Origin of the sequence: Winogradskyella algicola, from assembly GCF_005869935.1 — a bacterium.
Taxonomy (GTDB): Bacteria; Bacteroidota; Bacteroidia; order Flavobacteriales; family Flavobacteriaceae; genus Winogradskyella; species Winogradskyella algicola.
In genome coordinates this window covers 641,192-662,793 of sequence record NZ_SZQF01000001.1, presented here as the reverse complement: position 1 = coordinate 662,793, position 21,602 = coordinate 641,192, and the positions used below count along the sequence as shown (strand labels likewise).

Sequence of the window (21,602 nt, the reverse complement as noted above, 5' to 3'; positions counted from 1 at the left end):
GGCATTGAGTGCTTTTTACTTTTTAAACTTTAATATCTCACAGAATTATTCTGGCAGTTTCCCTATTTGTTCAAGACCTAACTCTGTTTCTCTTTTACTTTCAAACTTATTAATATCTACGACATAGGTTTTTGATATAGAATCATGCCAACCACTACCATTTTCGCCAAAAAAAGAAAATGCATTAAACGGAATTAATCTACATAATGTTCTGATAAAAATTGTACCGAAATCCGGCCTTAACCCTTCATGAGTGACAATTTTTGTTTTTGTAACATATTTACCTATAGATCGCGCAGTTAGACCTTCAATAGTTAAATAATAAATCAATAGAATAAAAATTCCAAAAATGTAATCTGACAGCCTTCCCTCTGACTCAACCACAAAGTCATAAACCGCATAATTTCCTGTCAGTTCAGATACTAGTGCTACTACAACACCCATTATGAAACCAACACCAAACCTTACAATGTAGTCAATAACTAAGTTAGCAAATCTTAAACCTTTTGAGGCTAAAACGTCTGGTGATACGTGATTTCGATTTTGATACATTATTTTTAACGTTTAATTATAATCCAAATATAAGATTCCTAGATAAACGTAAATAAGTAATACTGTTTTTTTGATTGACCTAATCGATGTCTAATCAATAAGACTGAAAGATTATGTATAAAGTCTTAGCAAAAAGTGTTAGCACTAAAAATACTTAAAAATTATTTAAAATTCTTCTCAGCAACTTTTTCTAACTCTGTATACCAATCTTCACCAAATTTTCTGATTAAGGCCTCTTTTACAAACTTGTAAATAGGCACTTGCAATTCTTTGCCAAGTGTACAGGCATCATCACATATTTCCCATTTTTCGTAATTCACTGCAGAAAATTCGGAATAGTCCTTTACTCTAATTGGGTAAAGATGGCAAGACACAGGTTTTTTCCAGCTTATCTCCCCTTGGTTATAGGCTTCCTCTATACCGCATAACGCCGTATTTTTATCATCAAAAATAACATAAGCACATTCTGCGCCATTAATAAGTGGAGTCTCTAATTCTCCGTAAGACGTTTTTACCCAAGCACCTTGTGCATCAAGAACTTCTATACCTTCTTTTCGCAAAAAGGGTCTTACTTTTGGATAGATATCATCTAAAATTTTGGTTTCTTCTTCATCCAAAGGAGCACCAGCATCTCCATCTACACAACAAGCACCCTTGCATGCCGAGAGATTACACACAAAATCCTTTTCTATAATATCTTCTGAAACTATTGTCTTTCCTAATTGAAACATGAAGCAAAAATAAATAAACTTTACGGTTATTTAATATTGTCAATCCACAATAAAATAAGACCTTTGCGCCAAATTTTAAAAACGAAAGCTATGCAGTTAGAATTTAAACAAATATTTACTGCTTTCATGGTTTTATTTGCCGTAATAGATATTGTAGGAAACATTCCTATCATTATCGATTTACGCAAAAAAGTAGGTCATATACAGAGTGAAAAAGCATCATTAATTGCTGGTGTAATTATGATTGTTTTTCTTTTTGTTGGTAAAAGTTTATTGAATCTTATTGGTATAGACGTTAATTCGTTTGCTGTAGCTGGTGCCTTTGTCATCTTCTTTATTGCATTAGAAATGATATTGGGCATAACGCTTTATAAAGATGACGAAAGTAGCGCAATGACTGCTTCTGTTTTTCCTTTGGCATTTCCTCTCATTGCAGGTCCAGGAAGTTTAACAACTTTACTATCACTTCGTGCTGAATTTGAAATTGAAAATATCATTGTTGCTGTTATCTCTAATGTTATTGTAATCTATATAGTTCTAAAAACATCAGCTAAAATCGAAAAACTTATAGGTAAAAATGGAATTAACATAATTAGAAAAGTTTTTGGCGTAATTTTGTTAGCAATAGCGGTTAAATTATTCGCAGCAAATATTAAAGCGCTGCTGGTTTAAAACATATTATTATGAAAGTTTTTACTTGGATTTTAACAATTATTGCATTAGCACTCATAGTTTTTAATGCAACAAAACTGAATTTTGACGCATTACTAACAGGCGAGAGCCAAACAGCTATTATTACAATTTTTGCCGCACTTTGTGCTATTATACTATTGCAAATCCTTAGAATCTCTAAGAAAATTGAAATTTTAAGCAAAAAAAGAAAATGAGTTTTGATGTACTAATCATTGGCGCTGGTGCTGCTGGTTTATCTTGTGCTTTAGTCTTGGGCTCTGCAAAAGAAAAACCATTTGCAAAAGACAAAAAGGTTGGTATTATAACACATCAAAAAAGCTCGCATCTCCAAAATGCTTTATTTAATAACGTTCTTGGTTTTACACCAGGCACTTTAGGTAAAGATATTTTAAACGACGGCATTCAACAGCTTGCAGATTTGTATCCTCATGTTTTCCAAATAGATAAAGAAAAAGCCACATACATAGAGCATAAGGATAAAGGTTTTAAGGTTATTACCAATAAAAATGAGTACCTCTCTAAAATAGTGGTTATTGCTGTTGGTTATACTAATCTATTTACCATAAAAGGTTTAGAAAATTATATTGAACCTCATCCTAGAGCTATTAAAGAAAAAGATAGAATCTGGCTGAAAAATACAGATCACTTAATAGAAGACAACTTATACGTCGCTGGCACATTAGCAGGATGGCGAAGCCAGTTTGCTATTGCTAGTGGCAGTGGTGCTCATGTAGCTACAGATATTCTTACAATTTGGAATGATGGCAAACACACCAAGGTACACGACAAAGTTACTGTTTAAAACTTGGGTATTCGTTGCTAAGAAGAATTACTTCTTGCACCATGATATCTTCCTTATTAAGCACTTCTTCAAAAGAATTATCATCAAACAATTGCCTTGCTAAGGTTGCCTTTATAAGACGTCTAATTTCATCATTGTAAGCCACAAACGTGATGTTGGTGCCTTCCTTACGATTTACGTAATCCTGAAAACGAACAACAATATCGTCACTCACTTCAAAATTATTTATAAAATCGTATTTGGTAACATCTTGATATATGCTTCTATCTTTATCTAACTCTTCAAAAACAAAGTATCCGAAATGACCTCGACGTCTTAAATAATTAATCGTTTCATTATCAAAAGAACGGTCTACAGGCACAAAAACATCTGGTATAATACCTCCACCTCCATATACAACTTTTCCTTTAGGTGTTGTAAATTTTAATGAGTCGTCAACTTTAATATTTTCTTCATCGGCTAATTCACCTGTACGTAGACGTTTATAATAATCGTTATAATACGAATTATTGTCTCCATTGGTATATGGCCTTTGAATAGAACGACCTGTCGGAGTATAATATCTAGAAACAGTTAAGCGCACTGCACTACCATCTCCTAGAGCCATTTCGCGCTGAACTAAACCTTTACCATAAGAACGTCTTCCAACAATAATACCTTTATCATTGTCTTGCAATGCTCCTGCAATAACTTCACTTGCTGAAGCGGAATTTTCATTGATAAGAATATAGATTTCACCATCTTCAAAATCACCTCTTCTTGTGGCATAAGTACGTTCTTCTCTTCCTTTTTTGTCTCTAGTAAATAGTATCAGCTTATCGTCTTCTAAAAACTCATCTGCAATTTGTTCTGCTATACCCAGAAAACCTCCAGGATTATCTCTCAAATCTAACGCCAATTTTGTAGCACCTTGATCTTGCAAATCCTCTAAAGCTGTCTTAAATTCAATAAAACTCGTTTCGGCAAAACGATTCATTTTTATATAACCCAACTCATCAGTTAACATATACGCAGCATCAACACTTTTAATTGGAATTGATTTACGTTTAATCTCGAATTCTAAGATTTCATCCTCACTTTTTCGGTATACTGTGAGCTTCACTTTAGTATTCTTATCGCCTTTTAATTTTTTTGAAATATAGTCGTTAGTGATATTTCTTCCGTAAATGGTATCGCCATCTGCTAGGAGAATACGATCACCACTCATTATTCCTGCGCTTTCACTTGGTCCATCCTCTGTTGGTTTTATTACTGCTATAGTATCCTTGTATGGATAGTAGTTGATACCAACACCAACAAAATCACCTTTCATATTTTCAGTGATGCGCTCTAAATCTTCTTTTGGTATGTATGTAGAATGTGGATCTAAATTGTCTAAAATCCCATTAACAGTAACGTCTACAATACTGTCGGTATTTACCTCATCTACATATTCGTAATCTATATAGTCTATCAATCGATTGAGTTTATCCTTTTTACTATTTGTTGTAAAAAGGTTATCAGACGTATCTGTAAAGTTTAACTTTCCGCCAATGACAACACCTGCAGCAATAGCTACACCAATAATGAGTGGTATGTACTTGTTTTTTGTTGCCATATTGCGCTCTCAACAAAATGAGAGTTTTTAATTAATGTCTTCTATCTGTTGAATGTCTACTCCTGCCTTTTTCAAAAATTCGATGCCAGAGTCATCTTTATAAGATTGAGAATAGACTACCCTTACGATACCTGCTTGATGTATTAATTTACTACACTCCTTGCAAGGAGATAATGTAATATATAAAGTTGCTCCTTTACAAGATTGTGTAGAAGAAGCCACCTTTAAAATAGCATTTGCTTCGGCATGAAGCACATACCATTTTGTATACCCTTCGTCGTCTTCACAATAATTTTCAAAACCAGTTGGTGTGCCATTATAACCATCTGAAATAATCATTCGGTCTTTTACGATAAGTGCACCAACTTGTTTACGCTTGCAATGCGAAAGTTTACCCCATTCTTGAGCAATACGCAAATAAGCTTTATCGTAACGTAATTGTTTTTTGTTTGACATTAAGTGTTTTAAACAAAGTATTTAACGAATATAATAGGATAGAATTGTATAAGCAATTAGGCTGTCGTTAAAGTTTTACAAAACTTTAGTATTACCATAAGTAATCGTTACGAATAAGTATTTCAAGAACCAATCCTATTACGATTGCTGAAAGTACCATTACCCAATCGCGACGCGAAAATCTAAACAGGGTCTGAAACAGATACCCAAGGAATAAAACTATAAATACGATAATAATCTGTGCTATCTCAATACCCAATGCAAATTCTAAGAGGAGTTCTACTTTGTTTTCAGATTTACCCGCAAACATTTTAAACTCTCTAGCAAAGCCTAGACCGTGAATTAAACCAAAAAACAATGTAGTGAAAAACAGCAAACCTATTTGTTTACCTCTATCTTTTTTACCTGCTGTAAAGACATTATAAACTGCAGCAATTAAAATGGTTACAGGTATTAAAAACTCAACTAACCCTCCATCTACCGAAACAACACCATAAGCTGCTAACACTAATGATAAGGTATGTCCTAATGTAAACATAGAAACAAGCAGTAAAACGCGTTTCCAATCTTTAAAGACATAAGGCACTGCAAGTACCATTAAAAAAAGAACATGGTCGTAGCCATTGATATCTAAAACGTGGTTAATGCCATATTGCACATTGAACCAAAAATTTTCTAACATAGCTTAAATTTAAATAATTTGGGTTAGCCAAAGTTACGATTAATATTGATAAAAAACCCTAAAGTTAATCTTTAGGCTTTATATACTAAATCTTAAGAAATCTTTTCTTATTAATCTATAGTTGGCACTTTAACAGATCGGTTGATCCAACATCCAATTTTTAAAGTTTTACCTGCTAACCCACTAAGAAATATCTTCTCTTTAGCAGGTGCTTTTGCTAAATAGCTATCTACATATTTTTGTACTAAATCATTTAGGGTTGGATCTACTCTAGATGCTTTTTGAGCTTCTTCGGCAGCTAACCAAAAAATTGCTCTTTGCTCAAAATTATCCTTACCACAATTTTTATCCTTAGCACTATCATGATACATAAGCGCTATTAAAAGGTGTGGTTTTCCGTTTGAAGGATTTAACTTTAGTGCCTCAGATAAATAATTTCTTGCTTTAGAATACTGTTGCTTATCTTTAAGAATAGTACCTATTCTAAACATAATATTGGCTTTTTTAAAAGATCTAGTTTCTAGCTCACCTGCTTTTTCCAAATATTGAAGAGCTTCTTTATCTTTTCCTTTTTTAAATAAGAGTGTTGCTATATATACTTTAGTATCTGCCGATGGTGCTACTTTATCGTATTGCTTAACCAACTTTTCATAAAGATCATCGTCTGTACAGTCTTTATGGTACATTCTGCTAACAGAACGCTTTAACCAAATAGAATCATTTTGATATACTTCAAAATCCTTAGTGTAAAGTGGAATTAAATTCTTGCAAGTAGCTCTTTTATCTACTATAACATTCATATTATTCTGAATAAGCGTGTAGTTTTTAAGATAACTTTCGTAAGCCCTTTTCTTATTTTCTTCGCTATTAGTAAGCGTTCCGCCATTATCAATTTTCTCTACCAATGCATTTAATTTTTCAGAATAATTCTGAATTTCAACATCAATTTTTTCGCTAACATCATCAAAGGTATCGAACAACTCTGCAGAAGATTTTTTTCCTGAATCGAATAATTCTACCATCAAAGAAAAGTAGGTATATAAACCTTTGGGATGTGTGAAGGTCTCTTTATCTGCATTAAAAGCAGCATTAAAACACTCAAAAAGTTCTGAGGTTGTTTTCCCTAACTCTTCTTTGTGATCGTATTGTAACTGACAGGCTTTTGCTTCAAATTCACCTTGAGGAGTATCACCCTTAAAATGCTCACCACGCAGTATCCACAGATCTAAAAGTGCATTTACAAATCTCAATTGAATCTCGTTTTTTGAGTTCTCAATTTTATGTTTTAATATCTTTTCGCCATCTGAATATATTGCAAGATTTAAATCAGGACAATTATCCTTAACATATAACCAAGGTTCGTATGCAGCATCGTATTTTTTGGCTTTAACAGCTTCGTGAAAAATTGAAAGTTTGGTTTTGCATTCTAATTCAGTTTGAGCATTAATACCGAAACTTAATAGCAAAACCACCGAGAAAACAATGGATCGTAGTTTCATAACAGTGATTGATTTATAGTTAGTTATTCAATTAAACTAGCCACAAAAAATGTACCAAATCAACCTAAAGAAAAAAGGCAAGCATAATATTATGCTTGCCTTTAAATTTATTCGTACCAAAGGTGGGACTCGAACCCACACGCTATTGCTAGCATCGGATTTTGAATCCGACGTGTCTACCAATTCCACCACTTTGGCCAAAACAGGACAGCAAAAATATAAAATATTTTTCTGCAACCAACTAAAAATAGTGGGTTTTATGCTTTTAGTGAGTGAATAATTTTTCTAACTTTGAACGCATTATATAATCTAACTAACAACGCTTTATAATTACTTTCTCAAATGCCTAATAATATCACAGAAGCCAAGGTTTTTACATGTTCACAAAGCAAAGATTTAGCTGAAGAAATCGCAGCTGCCTACGGAGTTAAATTAGGTAACGTTATTACTTCTACCTACAGTGACGGTGAATTTCAACCATCTTATGAGGAATCAATCAGAGGTACACGGATTTTTATAATTGGCTCTACTCATCCTGGACCAGAAAATTTAATGGAGATGTTGTTGATGATAGATGCTGCAAAACGTGCATCGGCAAGACATATTACTGCTGTTATGCCTTATTTTGGCTGGGCCAGACAAGACAGAAAGGATAAACCAAGAGTGCCAATAGCGGCAAAATTGGTAGCAAAAATGTTAGAAGCTGCTGGTGCAACTCGCATCATTACTATGGATTTGCATGCAGACCAAATACAAGGATTCTTCGAGAAACCTGTAGATCATTTATTCGCTTCAACAATATTTTTACCCTACTTAAAAAGTTTAAATCTAGACAATCTAACAATTGCTTCACCAGATATGGGAGGTTCTAAACGTGCTTACGCCTACTCTAAAGCTTTAAAGAGCGACGTTGTAATTTGTTACAAACAACGTGCTAAAGCCAATGTAATATCGCACATGGAACTTATTGGTGATGTTACTGGCAAAAATGTTGTTTTAGTTGATGATATGGTTGACACAGCTGGCACGCTTACCAAAGCTGCAGACTTAATGATGGAGCGTGGTGCAAAAAGCGTTAGAGCCATTTGTACACATCCTATTTTATCTGGTAGTGCTTACGATCGATTAGAAAACTCAAAACTCGAAGAATTAATCGTTACCAATTCTATACCTTTAAAACAAGAGAGTAAAAAATTAAGAGTATTAAGTTGTGCTAATTTATTTGCAGAAGTGATGTACAATGTACACCACAACCAGTCAATTAGTAGTAAATTTGTAATGTAGAACTTTTAATTATTCTAGGTTTTTGGCTATTTAAACCTGAATAAATAAAGAAATTACCGAAATAGTGTTCTTCTACCTCAAAAAATAGCACAAAAGGCTAGTATTTCTCTATTATATGTTTAAATTTGCAGCCCTCAAAATGAGGAATTTAAATATTTAATAATTAAACTTTTAAAATGAAATCAATTACAATTAATGGATCTCAAAGAGAAAGCGTAGGCAAATCGTCAACAAAAGCCTTACGTAATGCTGGTCAGGTTCCTTGCGTATTATACGGAGGAGACAAGCCTATTCATTTCTCTGCACCAGAGTTGGCATTCTCTAAACTTGTATACACAGCAAATGCGCATACAGTTGTGATTGCCTTAGATAATGGTGAAGAATTTAATGCTATCATGCAAGACATTCAATTTCACCCAGTAACAGATAGAATTCTTCACATAGATTTCTACCAAATCTTTGAAAACAAAGAGATTACGATGGAAATTCCTGTGCAAATTGTAGGAACTTCTAAAGGTGTATTAAATGGTGGTGTTCTTAGAAGACCTTACCGTAAACTTAGAGTGAAAGCTATACCGTCTAAATTACCAGATTTTATTGAGGTAGATATTACTCCTTTAAAGATTGGAAGCAAGCTTTACATTACTGAGTTAAAAAATGAAGATTATAAATTCTTACATCCAGATAACACGGTTGTTTGTCAGGTGAGACGTAGCAGACTTGCTATTGTTGATGCTGAAGACGAAGATGAAGAAGAGGATGGAGAAACTACTGAAGGTGCAGCAGAAGCGCCAGCAGCAGAAGCTCAAGAATAGTTTAAAAACTTTCCAGATATTTAAAAAAGCATTCTTTTACAGAATGCTTTTTTATTTTTACACAAATTTAATAGCATGTGGAAACACTTAAAAAAGTGGCTTGGTTTTGGCAATGCCATTATAGAAAATGAAGAAGATCTTATGAAAAAATTCTTAATTGTTGGTTTAGGGAATATTGGAGAAAAATATCATAATACCAGACACAATATTGGTTTTAAAATTTTAGATTTTTTAGCTGAGAAAGAAGAAGCTACTTTTGAAACCGTAAAACTTGGAGATGTAACAACTCTAAAAGTTAAAGGAAGAACATTGATACTCCTAAAACCAAGTACTTATATGAATCTTAGTGGTAAAGCAATAAAATATTGGTTAGAAAAAGAGAAAATCCCTTTGAGCAACTTACTGGTTATCACTGATGACCTTAACTTACCTTTCGGAACACTTAGACTCAAAACAAAAGGAAGTGATGGTGGGCACAATGGGTTAAAAGACATTCAAGATAAACTACAAACTACGAAGTATAACCGTTTTAGGTTTGGCATTAGTGATACCTTTAGCAAAGGTAGACAGGTTGATTATGTCCTTGGCGAATGGAATGATGAAGAAAACTCAAAGCTGCAAGAACGTCTTAAAATTTCGAGAGAGTTAATTAAATCCTTTGCTTTAGCTGGCGTTAACAATACCATGAATCAATTTAATGGAAAATAAGCTACTTCACTATTAATTTTCTGTTTAAAGACCTAACTTTGATAAAATATTAGCAATTGCTTTGAAGTCTGAAAAAATCTTAACTATAGGTACATTTGACGGAGTCCATATTGGTCACCAAAAAATACTAAAGCGCGTAGTTGCTCTAGCTCAAAAAGAGAGTTTGGTTCCAACTGTGTTAACATTGTTTCCACATCCACGTATGGTGCTTCAAAAAGATGATAAAATAAAGCTTCTTAACACTATTGATGAACGTATTCAGCTTCTTAAAAATTTAGGAATCGAAGAAGTTATTGTAAAAGAATTTACCAAAGAATTCGCTAATCTTTCTGCCAGAGACTATGTAGAACAAATTCTTGTTGATGAACTCAATACCAAGCAGATTGTGATTGGCTATGATCATCATTTTGGTAAAAATCGGAGTGCAAATATTAATGATCTAAAAATTTTTGCTGAAGAATTCAGTTTTAAGGTTGAAGAAATCTCAGCTCAAGAGATTAAAGATGTTACTGTTAGCTCAACAAAGATTAGAAATGCATTAAACAATGGTGATATTGAAATCGCTAATTCTTATTTAGACTATAACTATTATATTTCTGGAGAGGTTGTAAAAGGAAAAAGCATTGGAAGAACTCTAGACTACCCAACGGCAAACATCCATATTAAAGAATCGTATAAGTTAATACCTAGAGATGGTGTATATATCGTTAAATCTGAAATAGAAGACACTATCGTTTATGGTATGATGAATATAGGCACCAACCCAACCGTTAGTGGAAAAACAAGATCAATAGAGGTTCATTTTTTTGATTTTGACAAGGATATTTATGGTAAAAATTTAAGAGTTGAGTTTTTACATTGGTTACGAAGCGAAAAGAAATTCAGAAATCTCGATGCTTTAAAAAAGCAATTAAGTAAAGATATGACTGATGCCTTAGAGCACATAAAAAGAATAAATGCATAAGTTTTTGTTTAAACATATAGACAACTCTGGTCTTATAGTCTTTAGGATCATCTTTGGCCTACTCTGCTTTTTAGAATCTATTGGAGCTATTGTTTTTGGTTGGGTAAAACGCACACTAATTGATCCTGAATTCACCTTTTCATTTATAGGTTTTGAGTGGCTACAACCACTACCTGGCAACTGGATGTATGCCTACTATATCATTATGGGAATTTTTGGGTTACTCATTATGGTAGGCTATAAGTACAGATTTAGTATGTTTATGTTTGCTATAATGTGGACAGCAACCTACCTCATGCAAAAATCTTCCTATAACAATCATTACTACTTGCTCTTCATATTAAGTTTTTTAATGGTGTTGCTACCAGCTAACAGGTATGCCTCTGTAGATGCAAGATTAAATCCTTCAATAAAACGTATTTCAATGCCAGCTTGGTGTAAATGGGTTTTTGTTATTCAATTGTTTATACTTTACACTTATGCCACAATAGCTAAGCTATATCCAGATTGGTTAGACACAACATTTATAAGCTTACTAATGAAGGGTAAGGCAGATTACCCTCTAATTGGTGATATATTACAACAAGAGTGGCTTCATTATTTTCTCACTTATGGAGGCATTTTGTTTGATGGTTTAATTATTCCGGCTTTGCTATTTAAACCAACACGAAAGTTTGCCTTTTTTGTTGCAATATTCTTTCATTTATTTAATTCAGTTGTTTTACAAATTGGCATTTTCCCTTATTTAGCTTTGGCTTTTAGCCTTTTCTTTTTTGAACCAAAGCTTATTAGAAATATATTTCTTAAGAAGAAAGAATTTTATAAAGCACAAGAAGTTATAGTACCAAAATACAGTTCGGTATTTATTAGTGTCTTTGTTGTCTATTTTATCATTCATATAGCACTTCCACTACGTCATCATTATTTTGAAGATGATGTTCTATGGACAGAAGAAGGCCATCGTTTATCTTGGAGAATGATGCTACGAGCCAAAAGCGGCAGAGTATCGTACCGTGTTATTGACGAAGCCACAAACAATGCAATTCCCATAAAACTTGATGATTATCTCACAAAAAAACAACAGCGAGGCGCAAGTACAAAACCAGATATCATATGGCAATTTGCACAACATTTAAAACAAGATTTTACTAAAAAAGGTAAAACGGTTAAAGTATACGTTAGAGCTTACGTTAGTGTTAATGGTAAACGTTCTAAACCATTAATAGACCCAAAAGTAGACCTCGCAAATGAAGAATGGCATCATTTTAAACATCTCGATTGGATATTGCCTTCGGCTTCGGCAGATAAACCTTCAAAATAGTTTTTATCTGCTCAAATTCTTATTACTTTTGTTGCCTTATTTTGTACACATTTTAGTGTAGTTTCAAATTTTTAGATATGTTACAAGTTGCTTTTATTAGAGAGAATAAAGACGCTGTTATTAACGGTTTAGCAAAACGAAATATCGATGCTACCGATATGATTAATGATGTCATTGCTTTTGATGAAGATCGAAGAAACCTTCAGACAAAATTAGATAATACTAAAGCAGAATCTAACGCTTTATCAAAAGAAATTGGTAACTTATTTAAATCTGGCGAAGCTCAAAAAGCTAATGTTTTAAAAGAAAAAACAACGCAGTTAAAAGAGACCGTTAAAACTTTAGAGCAAGAGCTAAATGAAAAAGCAGAAGCACTTAATGAGTTGTTGTACAAAATTCCTAATGTACCTAACGCAATAGTTCCAGCTGGTAATACAGATGAAGATAACGAAGAAGTGTATCGCGAAGGTAATATCCCAACACTGTTTGAAGGTGCTTTACCACATTGGGAATTAGCCAAAAAGTACGATATCATAGATTTTGAACTTGGTAACAAAATCACTGGTGCTGGTTTTCCTGTTTACAAAGGAAAAGGTGCAAAATTACAACGTGCACTTATCACGTATTTTTTAGATAAAAACACTGAAGCTGGTTATACCGAAATGCAAGTGCCTCACCTAGTAAATGAAGCTTCTGGTTTTGGCACTGGTCAGTTACCAGACAAAGAAGGGCAAATGTATCATGTTACAGGTGACAATCTATATTTAATACCAACAGCAGAAGTTCCTGCAACAAATATCTTTAGAGACACCATTCAAAACGAAGACGATTTACCTAAAGCAATAACAGGCTATACACCTTGTTTTAGACGCGAAGCAGGTAGTTATGGTGCACACGTAAGAGGATTAAATCGTCTGCATCAATTTGATAAAGTTGAAATCCTTAGAATTGAGCATCCATCTAAATCTTACGATGCTTTAGATGGCATGGTAGAGCACGTAAAAGGTATTTTGAAAGAACTAAAACTACCATACAGAATACTACGTCTATGTGGTGGCGATTTAGGATTTACTTCTGCGTTAACTTACGACTTTGAAGTATTCTCTACAGCTCAGGACCGTTGGTTAGAAATTTCTTCTGTTTCTAATTTTGAAACTTTCCAGGCCAATCGTTTAAAATTACGTTTTAAAAACAGTGAAGGCAAGAATGAGTTATGCCACACGCTTAATGGAAGTTCATTAGCGTTACCAAGAGTATTAGCTGGAATTTTAGAAAATTACCAAACAGAAGACGGTATTAAAATCCCTGACGTATTAGTGCCATACACTGGCTTTGAGATGATCTCATAGCCGCTTTCTATCGAAGATTTTGGACACAATTGTTAAAAAAACGTGTTTTTAATCGATTTTTTATGTATTTCTTCGCTTTTTTTGTTTATTTTTATCAAGTTAGCAATCCAAATCAAGGATTAGCCTAATTATGAAAAATGTAAAACGCATTGTACTACTCATTGCACTAGTTGTTATGGTAAGCAAAGTTTTTTTCTAATTACATAAAGTATTAAAAAAACCACGACAAAGTAATTGAATCATATTTATTACGAATAATGGTTAATAGCACATTTATTTTGCTGGTCAAAATGCCTAAACCCTACGTTTAGGCATTTTTTTATCATAACATTTACAATAACTAGAAACTGCATTTGTTATATTTACAAAAACGCTTTTTGTGAAGAACTATCTATTCTTAATATTGCTTTTTCTTACACTCTCTTTTGCGAGTTCGCAAAACAGCGAAGTGCTAGCTGATAGCTATTATAAAAAAGGGGAGTTTAAAAAAGCACTCGTCATTTATGAAAATCTAAACAAAGAAAAGCCGTATAGTTATAAGTATCTATTCAAACTTATAGATACACATCAGCAATTAGAGCAATTTGATACTGCCGAAAACATCATTATTCAGCGGCTCGAAAAACGCAGAAACCCAACTATGGTAGTAGAACTAGGCTATAACTATCAGCTTAAAGACAGTTTAGATAGAGCAAAGCTGCTGTACAAAGAAGCTATAGATTACATAGACGAAAACCCAAACTACATTTACAGTGTCGCAAAAAAATTTGAAGATCATTCGCTATTAGATGAAGCCATACAAGTGTATGACAAAGGTAAAATCTTAACACCAGACAAAAACTACAGCATTCAATTAGCTAGAATTTATGGTGATCAGGGTAATATTGAAAAAATGTTTGAGAACTATATTGAATATATAGCCTACAGACCAAACTACATCAATAATATAAAACGAGCCGTAAGTGATTTTATATCCGAGAATAAGGATAACGAAAACAATATTTTTTTAAGGCGATTATTACTGAAGAAAATTCAGCAAGAACCTAGTCCGTATTGGTATGAATTTCTGAGTTGGTTGTATGTACAAGAGAAAGCTTATAACAAATCTTTTATTCAAGAAAAAGCGTTGTATAAGCGTAATCCTGAAAGTTTAGATCGAATAATTGAACTAGCTGTTACAGCATTAAGTGATAATGATAGTGAAACCTCAAAAGATATTTTTAATTACGTTTTAGAAACCACTCAAGATGCTACTACAGCATTGACAGCGCATCAATATATTCTTGAAATTGATACTCAAAATGCAAAATCAAAAAAAGAACTAGATGTTATTGATGAAGCCTATAATAAATTATTTGACCAATTCGGAAAGTCTGAATTAACCTTACCATTACAATTAGCGTATGGTGAGTTTTTAGCATTTCATCAAAAAGACACCGAAAGCGCGACATCATTTTTACGAAAAAGCATGAAACTGAATATTTCAGAATTTCAAGAAGCTGAAGTAAAACTGCTGTTAGCTGATATTTTGGTATTACAAGAACGTTTTAATGAAGCTTTAATTTTTTATTCTCAAATTCAGCTAAGTCTAAAAAACAGTACAATTTCACAAGAAGCACGATTTAAAGTTGCAAAAACCAGCTATTATAAAGGTGATTTTGATTGGGCAGAATCGCAACTCAAAATTTTAAAATCCTCAACCTCACAACTTATTGCCAACGATGCTTTAGATTTAAAACTCTTAATCTCAGATAACAAGTGGGAAGACAGTACTCAAACCGCATTAAAATATTATGCAAAGGCAGATTTACTCGCTTTTCAGAATAAAACGGATGAAGCTATTTCGCTTTTAGATAAAGTTTTAGAAGAACATAAAGGCGAAAGTATCATCGACCAAGCTTTATTTCAGCAAGCCAAATTGTTTGAAAAGAAAAAGCAATACAACAAAGCTGAAGCCAACTATCTAAAAATTATTGCAGACTATAGAGAAGACATCTTAGCGGACGATGCACATTATTATTTGGCAGAATTATACAATACACATTTAGCCAAACCAGAAGAAGCCAAACAGCTTTACGAAAAAATTATTTTCGATTTTGAAGACAGTATTTACTTTATAGAATCTCGAAAAAAGTTTAGGATGCTGAGAGGTGATAGTATAAACTAAATCACAAAATTCAAAAACTAAATCCCAAAGGTTTATCTTTGGAATTTGGTACTTCAAAATTGAATATTGAATTTATGATCATATACAACGTCACAGTAAACATAGACGATTCCGTTCACGATGAATGGCTAAGTTGGATAAAAGAGCATATTCCGCAAGTTTTAGCTACAGGGAAATTTGTAGATGCCAAACTCACTAGAGTATTAGTAAAAGAAGACATGGGAGGCACAACCTATTCTGTACAATATAAGGCGCATTCTAGAGAAGCTTTAGATGCTTATTATGCTGAAGATGCCGAGCGTCTAAGAGGCGATGGACTAAAACGGTTTGCAGACAAAATGTTAGCGTTTAGAACCGAATTAGAAGTCATAGATGAGTATTCGGTAAATTTCAATTAAGTTTGTCATTCCTGCGTAGGCAGGAATCTTTTTAAATAAATACTTCCGGACAAGTGTCAAATCAAAATCAAGTTAGAGCCAAAAAACACTTAGGGCAACATTTTCTAAGAGATGAAAATATTGCCAAAAAGATTGCAGATACCTTAACACTGCAAGGCTATAAGGACGTATTAGAAATTGGTCCTGGAATGGGTATATTGACTAAATATCTTCTCAAAAAAGATATTAAAACTCACGTTATAGAAATTGACACAGAATCTGTTGAATACCTTAAAAACAACTACCTTAACCTTTCAGACAGAATCTACGAAAAGGATTTTTTAAAATACGATTTAACCGAAGTTTTTAAAGAGCAACCTTTTGCTATCATTGGTAATTTTCCATACAACATATCTTCTCAAATAGTTTTTAAAACCTTGGAGATGCGTCATCAAATACCAGAATTTTCAGGGATGTTTCAAAAGGAAGTTGCACAGCGTATTTGTTCTAAAGAAGGTTCTAAAATCTATGGTATTCTATCGGTTCTAACACAAGCATTTTATGATGCTGAGTATTTATTTACAGTACCACCTTCAGTATTTAACCCACCACCAAAGGTAGATTCTGGTGTATTGTTGCTAAAACGAAAAGAAAGTTTCACATTGCCTTGTGATGAAGCTTTGTTCTTTAAAGTCGTGAAAACAGGTTTTCAGCAACGCAGAAAAACATTGCGCAATAGTTTAAAAACCTTGAATCTTTCCGATAATTTAAAAGCAAATACTATCTTTGGGCAGCGACCAGAGCAATTAAGTGTTTCACAATTTATTGAGCTGACTTCGCTTATTGAAAACGACCAAAATTAAGTTTTAGGTCATTTCGAGTGATTTCAAAATACAATTTTTGAAATTGTATCGAGAAACATAAAAAACAAGTGGAAGAAACTCAAGATAACATACAATTTCAACTCACAGATGAGCTTATTGAAAAAGTAGAAGTACTCGTCGAAGACAAAAACGACAAGGAACTCAAATCGCTTTTAAATGAGTTTCACTACGCTGATATTGCAGAAATTCTTGATGAGCTAGATCTCGATGATGCGCTTTATGTTATAAAACTTCTGGATTCAGAAACCACCTCTGATGTTTTAATGGAACTTGATGAGGACAATCGTGAGAAAGTTTTAAAAAATCTATCGGCTAAAGAAATCGCCGAAGAAATTGAAGAGTTAGATACCGATGATGCCGCAGATATTATTTCAGAACTTCCTGAAGAACGACAAGAAGCTGTAATCTCTCAAATTGAAGACGAAGCCCATAAGGCAGAGATTAAAGAACTTCTAACCTACGATGACGATACAGCTGGTGGATTAATGGCTAAAGAACTTGTAAAAGTTTATGAAACCTGGACCGTTGCTGGTTGCTTACGTCGCATCAGAGGACAAGCCAAGGAAGTTACTCGTGTACATTCTATTTATGTTGTTAATAAAGAAGAAAAGTTAATTGGTCGCTTATCACTCAAAGATTTAATTGTTGCAAAGAGTGACCAAAAGATTGCAGATATCGCAAAGGATAATGTAGATTATGTAAACGTAAAAGACGATGCTGAAGATGTGGCAAGAGTCATGGCAAAATACGATTTGGAAGCCATTCCTGTAGTTGATGACAACCAAACACTTTTAGGTAGAATTACCATTGACGATATCGTTGATGTCTTAAAAGAAGAAGCAGATAAAGATTACCAATTAGCAGCAGGTATTACCCAAGATGTAGATTCTGATGACAGTATTTTTGAACTCACCAGAGCACGTTTACCTTGGCTTTTTTTAGGTTTAGTTGGTGGTGTTGGCGCTTTTTTAATAATGGAAGGATTTCAAGAAGCCTTTAGTAAGTATGCTGTTTTGTTCTTTTTCACACCACTTATTGCGGCAATGGCTGGCAATGTTGGCGTACAATCTAGCGCAATCATTGTACAAGGTCTTGCCAATGACGATGTAAAAGGAAGCGTCAACAAACGCTTAATAAAAGAAATGCTGCTTGCAGCACTAAACGGAACTATTTTAGCTTTGTTTCTTTTTATTTTTGTCTGGATTACTAAAGGAGAATTTAATACAGCTTTAGCTATCTCAGTATCTTTAATTGCTGTAATAATTGTTGCCGGATTGATTGGAACATTCGTCCCTCTGTTTCTAGATAAACGAGGTATAGATCCTGCTATTGCAACAGGACCATTTATTACCACTAGCAACGATATTTTTGGAATCCTGATATATTTCTGGATTGCCAAATTGATTTTGGGTATCTAATTATAACTGCTTTCGTAACTTTACTACATGAAAGCAATAAACATCAAAGAAAAATTTTCAAAATTCAATAAAAACTGGCATCCACATCAGATAGCTGTAGTTGACGACATGCAAGTGATTCTGGCTAAATTAAAAGGCGAGTTTGTTTGGCATAGTCATGAAGATGAAGACGAATTATTTCAAGTTATTAAAGGGACACTGTATATGCAATTTAGAGATCGCACTGAAGTCATTAAAGAAGGCGAATTAATTGTTGTACCAAAAGGAGTAGAACATAATCCTTATACGAAAAATGATGAAGAGGTGCATGTGTTGCTTTTTGAAAAACTAAGTACGGCCCATACAGGAACCATAAAACACGAAAAGACGCAAACGTATTATCCGAAAATATAAGTTTTACATCTCTACACTAAAAAAAGATTCTGAAACTAGTTCAGAATGCCAACTATGAAGATTCTCCATTTAGACAAAAACCATCCTCTACTTTTAAATCAGCTGAATGATTTAGGGTTTACCAATCACGAAGATTATACGTCATCAAAATCAGAAATTGAAGCTAAAATTGAAGCCTATGACGGCATTATTATAAGAAGTCGGTTTACCATTGACCAACAATTTTTAAATGCAGCTACAAATCTTAAATTCATAGGTCGTGTTGGTGCTGGTTTAGAAAATATTGACTGTGATTATGCTGAAAAAAAAGGCGTGTATTTAATTTCTGCACCTGAAGGCAATAGAAATGCTGTTGGCGAGCATACTTTGGGAATGCTCTTATCGCTATTTAATAAATTGAATAAAGCAGATAATGAAGTAAGGCAAGGCAAATGGCTAAGAGAAGCCAATAGAGGCATAGAGCTCGATGGTAAAACAGTTGGCTTAATTGGCTATGGTAACATGGGTAAAGCCTTTGCAAAAAAGCTTAGAGGTTTTGATGTAGAAGTACTTTGTTATGATATTAAACCCAATGTTGGTGATGAGAATGCTGTCCAAATATCGCTTAGCGATCTTCAGGAAAAAGCAGATGTATTAAGCCTACATACACCACAAACTGAATTAACGATAAACATGGTAAATTCAGAATTCATCAATAAATTTAAAAAGCCGTTCTGGCTCATCAATACCGCTCGTGGTAAAAGTGTTGTAACAGCAGATTTAGTTAACGCTCTAAAAATTGGAAAAATCCTAGGTGCTGGATTAGATGTTTTAGAATACGAAAAGTCGTCTTTTGAAAACCTCTTTACGTCTAGCAAAATGCCAGCAGCCTTTGAATATCTTATTAATGCAGAAAATGTACTTCTAACACCTCACGTAGCTGGCTGGACTGTTGAGAGCAATATTAAACTTGCACAGACCATCATAGATAAAATTAAAGCGAAATTTTGCTAATTTAGAGGATTACCAAATCCATCAAATTATGCAATACGACGCAACATCACCAGAAGATTATATAAGTCAGGTACCAGAAGAACGACAAGACACACTCAAAAAACTTCGTAAGGTTATAAGGGATAATTTACCTAAAGGTTTTGAAGAGGGTATGCAATACAAAATGATTGGCTACTATGTACCGCACTCGGTTTATCCAGATGGTTACCATTGTGATCCTAAAACACCTTTGCCATTTATGAGTTTTGCTTCACAAAAAAACTCTATAAACTTATACCACATGGGCATTTATGCAAAAAAAGAATTACTTAGTTGGTTTGTTAGTGAATATCCTAAGCATTGTAAACGCAAACTGGATATGGGTAAAAGTTGTATTCGGTTTAAAAAAATGGATGAGATACCTTTTGAGCTCATTGGTGAACTTACCAAAAAGATGAGTAGTGAAGAATGGATAGATATTTATGAATCAGCCTTAAAGAAAAAATAAAAGTATAACTTAAAAAGAGTTCTGCTTACGCAGTAAATGAACATGAAAAAACGAGTAACAGGAATTGGTGGATTATTTTTCAAAACAAAAGATCCGCAAGCCTCAAGAGATTGGTATAAAAAACACTTAGGTTTTGATACTGACACCTATGGTTGTACGTTTTGGTGGAAAGACCAAGATGGTAACGATTGTTCTACACAATGGAGTCCTTTTGCTGAGGATACAAAATATTATGAGCCCTCTAAAAAAGACTTTATGTTTAATTATAGAGTCGAAAATTTAAAAGAACTATTAGTAACTTTAAAAGAAGAAGGTGTCACAATAGTAGGCGAAATGGAAGAATACGACTATGGAAAATTTGGCTGGATTCTAGATAATGATGGCAACAAAATAGAACTTTGGGAGCCAGTAGACCAAGCATTTAAATAATCTGTAACAATTTTACACATTCTTCAACATATAATTACTAAAATCATTGACAATGACTGAAGAAAACAAAAACTCAGAAGACAAAGCAAAGGATGCTGTAGAACAGGCTAAAGAAACCGTTAATGAAACCACAGATTCTACTTCTAAAAAAGTAAAAGACTTAAAGGAAAGCGCTTCTGAAGCTTTAGATTCTGCTAAGGAAAAAGCGGGAGAATTTGCAGATGACGCTAAAGAAATGCTTAGTAAAGCTAAAGACAAGGCTACAGATTTTATTAATGAAGATGCCAAAGAAATTTATAGCAATGCTAAAGAGAAGGTCTCTGAGTTTACAGAAGAAGCTGGAGAGAAATTAAGTGAATTTGCTGATGAGGCCGAAGAAAAATTAGAAGACTTGGCAGAAGATGCTAAAGAATCTTTTAATGAGGCTAAAGAAAAAACTAAAGGATTTTTTAGCAAACTATTTGGAAAAAAGTAAACACATTTTTCACTAACTTTATAATCTAACCAAAACATAAAACACTATGTCAGAAGAAAATAAAGATTTAGGAGACGAGCTTAACGACATGATTGGCGATGCTAAAGACAGTGCAAAAAAAGCTGGTGAAAAGATAAGTCAGAAGACCAGTGAATTTGCAGACGATGCAAAAGAATTTGCCAATGAAGCTAAAGAAAAAGCCTCTGAGTTTACAAATGAAGCTAAAGAGGTTTTAAGTGACGGTAAAAATGTAGCAATTATTGCACATATTACTCTTATAGGCTGGATTATTGCTATTATAATGAACGGTAGCAACAAAACCGAGCTTGGGTCCTTTTATATAAGGCAAGTCTTAGGTATTATGCTTCTTGCTTTAGTACTTGGTCTTATACCAATTATTAACTTTTTTGCTTGGATATTACCATTTGCCATGTGGATTATGAGCTTAATAGGTTCATTAAGTGGAGAAAAAAAACCTGTCTTTTTATTAGGTGACCAATTTCAAGATTGGTTTAAAGGTCTTTAA

Annotated in this window: 25 protein-coding genes and 1 tRNA gene; 19 read left to right on the top strand and 7 right to left on the bottom strand. The window is 33.5% G+C overall.

Annotated features, from left to right (window positions below; all coding sequences use genetic code 11):
• Positions 1-45 precede the first annotated feature (45 nt).
• Positions 46-552 carry an RDD family protein gene (locus FC091_RS02855; protein WP_138432763.1) on the bottom strand — a complete coding sequence of 169 codons (507 nt, stop codon included), beginning with the start codon at positions 550-552 and terminating at the stop codon, positions 46-48.
• Between the two features lie 161 nt (positions 553-713).
• Positions 714-1,283 carry a DUF3109 family protein gene (locus FC091_RS02850; RefSeq protein WP_138432762.1) on the bottom strand — a complete coding sequence of 190 codons (570 nt, stop codon included), beginning with the start codon at positions 1,281-1,283 and terminating at the stop codon, positions 714-716.
• 90 nt (positions 1,284-1,373) lie between these two features.
• Between FC091_RS02850 and FC091_RS02845 the strand changes: the two genes are divergently transcribed.
• Genes FC091_RS02845 through FC091_RS02835 form a run of 3 tightly spaced genes read left to right on the top strand, consistent with a single transcriptional unit; the run spans position 1,374 to position 2,778 of the window.
• Positions 1,374-1,955, top strand: a complete 582-nt coding sequence (locus FC091_RS02845) for a MarC family protein (protein WP_138432761.1) — start codon at positions 1,374-1,376, stop codon at positions 1,953-1,955.
• Between the two features lie 11 nt (positions 1,956-1,966).
• Positions 1,967-2,170 carry a hypothetical protein gene (locus tag FC091_RS02840; protein ID WP_138432760.1) on the top strand — a complete coding sequence of 68 codons (204 nt, stop codon included), beginning with the start codon at positions 1,967-1,969 and terminating at the stop codon, positions 2,168-2,170.
• The gene (locus tag FC091_RS02835) at positions 2,167-2,778 is read left to right on the top strand and encodes an FAD-dependent oxidoreductase (RefSeq protein WP_138432759.1); all 612 of its coding nucleotides are present in this window, start codon (positions 2,167-2,169) and stop codon (positions 2,776-2,778) included. The genes FC091_RS02840 and FC091_RS02835 overlap by 4 nt, the downstream gene beginning before the upstream one ends.
• On the opposite strand, the gene FC091_RS02830 is transcribed toward FC091_RS02835, so the two are convergent.
• From FC091_RS02830 to FC091_RS02810, 5 genes are all read right to left on the bottom strand, one after another.
• Positions 2,768-4,375, bottom strand: coding sequence for a S41 family peptidase (locus tag FC091_RS02830; protein WP_138432758.1), 1,608 nt, complete (start codon positions 4,373-4,375; stop codon positions 2,768-2,770). The two genes, FC091_RS02835 and FC091_RS02830, sit on opposite strands and share 11 nt — an antisense overlap.
• Before the next feature lie 27 nt (positions 4,376-4,402).
• The gene (locus FC091_RS02825) at positions 4,403-4,831 is read right to left on the bottom strand and encodes a deoxycytidylate deaminase (protein WP_138432757.1); all 429 of its coding nucleotides are present in this window, start codon (positions 4,829-4,831) and stop codon (positions 4,403-4,405) included.
• Between the two features lie 91 nt (positions 4,832-4,922).
• Positions 4,923-5,513, bottom strand: a complete 591-nt coding sequence (locus FC091_RS02820) for a HupE/UreJ family protein (RefSeq protein WP_138432756.1) — start codon at positions 5,511-5,513, stop codon at positions 4,923-4,925.
• 110 nt (positions 5,514-5,623) lie between these two features.
• Entirely contained in the window at positions 5,624-7,012 is a 1,389-nt protein-coding gene (locus tag FC091_RS02815; RefSeq protein WP_138432755.1) for a tetratricopeptide repeat protein, read from the bottom strand.
• 114 nt (positions 7,013-7,126) lie between these two features.
• A tRNA-Leu gene (locus tag FC091_RS02810) sits at positions 7,127-7,210 on the bottom strand.
• A gap of 144 nt (positions 7,211-7,354) precedes the next feature.
• On the opposite strand from FC091_RS02810, the gene FC091_RS02805 reads away from it, so the two are divergent.
• From FC091_RS02805 to FC091_RS02730, 16 genes are all read left to right on the top strand, one after another.
• The gene (locus tag FC091_RS02805; RefSeq protein WP_138432754.1) at positions 7,355-8,296 is read left to right on the top strand and encodes a ribose-phosphate pyrophosphokinase; all 942 of its coding nucleotides are present in this window, start codon (positions 7,355-7,357) and stop codon (positions 8,294-8,296) included.
• A 176-nt stretch (positions 8,297-8,472) separates the two neighbouring features.
• A complete protein-coding gene (locus FC091_RS02800) occupies positions 8,473-9,111 on the top strand; it encodes a 50S ribosomal protein L25/general stress protein Ctc (protein ID WP_138432753.1) in 639 nt (212 codons plus the stop codon).
• A gap of 75 nt (positions 9,112-9,186) precedes the next feature.
• On the top strand, positions 9,187-9,819 hold the full coding sequence (gene pth, locus FC091_RS02795; RefSeq protein WP_138432752.1) for an aminoacyl-tRNA hydrolase: 633 nt from the start codon (positions 9,187-9,189) through the stop codon (positions 9,817-9,819).
• A gap of 61 nt (positions 9,820-9,880) precedes the next feature.
• A complete protein-coding gene (locus FC091_RS02790; protein WP_317128723.1) occupies positions 9,881-10,783 on the top strand; it encodes a bifunctional riboflavin kinase/FAD synthetase in 903 nt (300 codons plus the stop codon).
• A complete protein-coding gene (locus FC091_RS02785) occupies positions 10,776-12,104 on the top strand; it encodes an HTTM domain-containing protein (protein ID WP_138432750.1) in 1,329 nt (442 codons plus the stop codon). The genes FC091_RS02790 and FC091_RS02785 overlap by 8 nt, the downstream gene beginning before the upstream one ends.
• Before the next feature lie 77 nt (positions 12,105-12,181).
• Positions 12,182-13,453: a serine--tRNA ligase gene (gene serS / locus FC091_RS02780; protein WP_138432749.1), complete on the top strand. Its 1,272-nt coding sequence runs from the start codon at positions 12,182-12,184 to the stop codon at positions 13,451-13,453.
• 379 nt (positions 13,454-13,832) lie between these two features.
• Complete coding sequence (locus tag FC091_RS02775; protein WP_138432748.1) at positions 13,833-15,620, top strand: tetratricopeptide repeat protein; 1,788 nt, start codon at positions 13,833-13,835, stop codon at positions 15,618-15,620.
• 74 nt (positions 15,621-15,694) lie between these two features.
• The gene (locus tag FC091_RS02770) at positions 15,695-16,018 is read left to right on the top strand and encodes a DUF4286 family protein (RefSeq protein WP_138432747.1); all 324 of its coding nucleotides are present in this window, start codon (positions 15,695-15,697) and stop codon (positions 16,016-16,018) included.
• A gap of 53 nt (positions 16,019-16,071) precedes the next feature.
• Entirely contained in the window at positions 16,072-16,860 is a 789-nt protein-coding gene (rsmA, locus tag FC091_RS02765; RefSeq protein ID WP_138432746.1) for a 16S rRNA (adenine(1518)-N(6)/adenine(1519)-N(6))-dimethyltransferase RsmA, read from the top strand.
• A gap of 68 nt (positions 16,861-16,928) precedes the next feature.
• A complete protein-coding gene (gene mgtE, locus FC091_RS02760; RefSeq protein ID WP_171032440.1) occupies positions 16,929-18,299 on the top strand; it encodes a magnesium transporter in 1,371 nt (456 codons plus the stop codon).
• Positions 18,300-18,326: 27 nt separating this feature from the next.
• The gene (locus FC091_RS02755; RefSeq protein WP_138432745.1) at positions 18,327-18,692 is read left to right on the top strand and encodes a cupin domain-containing protein; all 366 of its coding nucleotides are present in this window, start codon (positions 18,327-18,329) and stop codon (positions 18,690-18,692) included.
• Positions 18,693-18,746: 54 nt separating this feature from the next.
• Positions 18,747-19,685 (top strand): 2-hydroxyacid dehydrogenase, encoded by a 939-nt coding sequence (locus tag FC091_RS02750; RefSeq protein ID WP_138432744.1) that lies wholly within the window; start codon positions 18,747-18,749, stop codon positions 19,683-19,685.
• A gap of 28 nt (positions 19,686-19,713) precedes the next feature.
• Entirely contained in the window at positions 19,714-20,172 is a 459-nt protein-coding gene (locus tag FC091_RS02745; protein ID WP_138432743.1) for a DUF1801 domain-containing protein, read from the top strand.
• 42 nt (positions 20,173-20,214) lie between these two features.
• Complete coding sequence (locus tag FC091_RS02740) at positions 20,215-20,601, top strand: VOC family protein (protein WP_138432742.1); 387 nt, start codon at positions 20,215-20,217, stop codon at positions 20,599-20,601.
• Positions 20,602-20,653: 52 nt separating this feature from the next.
• Positions 20,654-21,076, top strand: coding sequence for a hypothetical protein (locus FC091_RS02735; protein WP_138432741.1), 423 nt, complete (start codon positions 20,654-20,656; stop codon positions 21,074-21,076).
• A gap of 46 nt (positions 21,077-21,122) precedes the next feature.
• Positions 21,123-21,602 carry a YtxH domain-containing protein gene (locus FC091_RS02730; protein WP_138432740.1) on the top strand — a complete coding sequence of 160 codons (480 nt, stop codon included), beginning with the start codon at positions 21,123-21,125 and terminating at the stop codon, positions 21,600-21,602.

Coding starts and splice junctions, on each gene's coding strand:
- FC091_RS02855 (WP_138432763.1), bottom strand. CDS start 552: ATGTATCAAAATCGAAATCACGTATCACCAGACGTTTTAGCCTCAAAA.
- FC091_RS02850 (WP_138432762.1), bottom strand. CDS start 1,283: ATGTTTCAATTAGGAAAGACAATAGTTTCAGAAGATATTATAGAAAAG.
- FC091_RS02845 (WP_138432761.1), top strand. CDS start 1,374: ATGCAGTTAGAATTTAAACAAATATTTACTGCTTTCATGGTTTTATTT.
- FC091_RS02840 (WP_138432760.1), top strand. CDS start 1,967: ATGAAAGTTTTTACTTGGATTTTAACAATTATTGCATTAGCACTCATA.
- FC091_RS02835 (WP_138432759.1), top strand. CDS start 2,167: ATGAGTTTTGATGTACTAATCATTGGCGCTGGTGCTGCTGGTTTATCT.
- FC091_RS02830 (WP_138432758.1), bottom strand. CDS start 4,375: ATGGCAACAAAAAACAAGTACATACCACTCATTATTGGTGTAGCTATT.
- FC091_RS02825 (WP_138432757.1), bottom strand. CDS start 4,831: ATGTCAAACAAAAAACAATTACGTTACGATAAAGCTTATTTGCGTATT.
- FC091_RS02820 (WP_138432756.1), bottom strand. CDS start 5,513: ATGTTAGAAAATTTTTGGTTCAATGTGCAATATGGCATTAACCACGTT.
- FC091_RS02815 (WP_138432755.1), bottom strand. CDS start 7,012: ATGAAACTACGATCCATTGTTTTCTCGGTGGTTTTGCTATTAAGTTTC.
- FC091_RS02805 (WP_138432754.1), top strand. CDS start 7,355: ATGCCTAATAATATCACAGAAGCCAAGGTTTTTACATGTTCACAAAGC.
- FC091_RS02800 (WP_138432753.1), top strand. CDS start 8,473: ATGAAATCAATTACAATTAATGGATCTCAAAGAGAAAGCGTAGGCAAA.
- pth (WP_138432752.1), top strand. CDS start 9,187: ATGTGGAAACACTTAAAAAAGTGGCTTGGTTTTGGCAATGCCATTATA.
- FC091_RS02785 (WP_138432750.1), top strand. CDS start 10,776: ATGCATAAGTTTTTGTTTAAACATATAGACAACTCTGGTCTTATAGTC.
- serS (WP_138432749.1), top strand. CDS start 12,182: ATGTTACAAGTTGCTTTTATTAGAGAGAATAAAGACGCTGTTATTAAC.
- FC091_RS02770 (WP_138432747.1), top strand. CDS start 15,695: ATGATCATATACAACGTCACAGTAAACATAGACGATTCCGTTCACGAT.
- FC091_RS02755 (WP_138432745.1), top strand. CDS start 18,327: ATGAAAGCAATAAACATCAAAGAAAAATTTTCAAAATTCAATAAAAAC.
- FC091_RS02750 (WP_138432744.1), top strand. CDS start 18,747: ATGAAGATTCTCCATTTAGACAAAAACCATCCTCTACTTTTAAATCAG.
- FC091_RS02745 (WP_138432743.1), top strand. CDS start 19,714: ATGCAATACGACGCAACATCACCAGAAGATTATATAAGTCAGGTACCA.
- FC091_RS02740 (WP_138432742.1), top strand. CDS start 20,215: ATGAAAAAACGAGTAACAGGAATTGGTGGATTATTTTTCAAAACAAAA.
- FC091_RS02735 (WP_138432741.1), top strand. CDS start 20,654: ATGACTGAAGAAAACAAAAACTCAGAAGACAAAGCAAAGGATGCTGTA.
- FC091_RS02730 (WP_138432740.1), top strand. CDS start 21,123: ATGTCAGAAGAAAATAAAGATTTAGGAGACGAGCTTAACGACATGATT.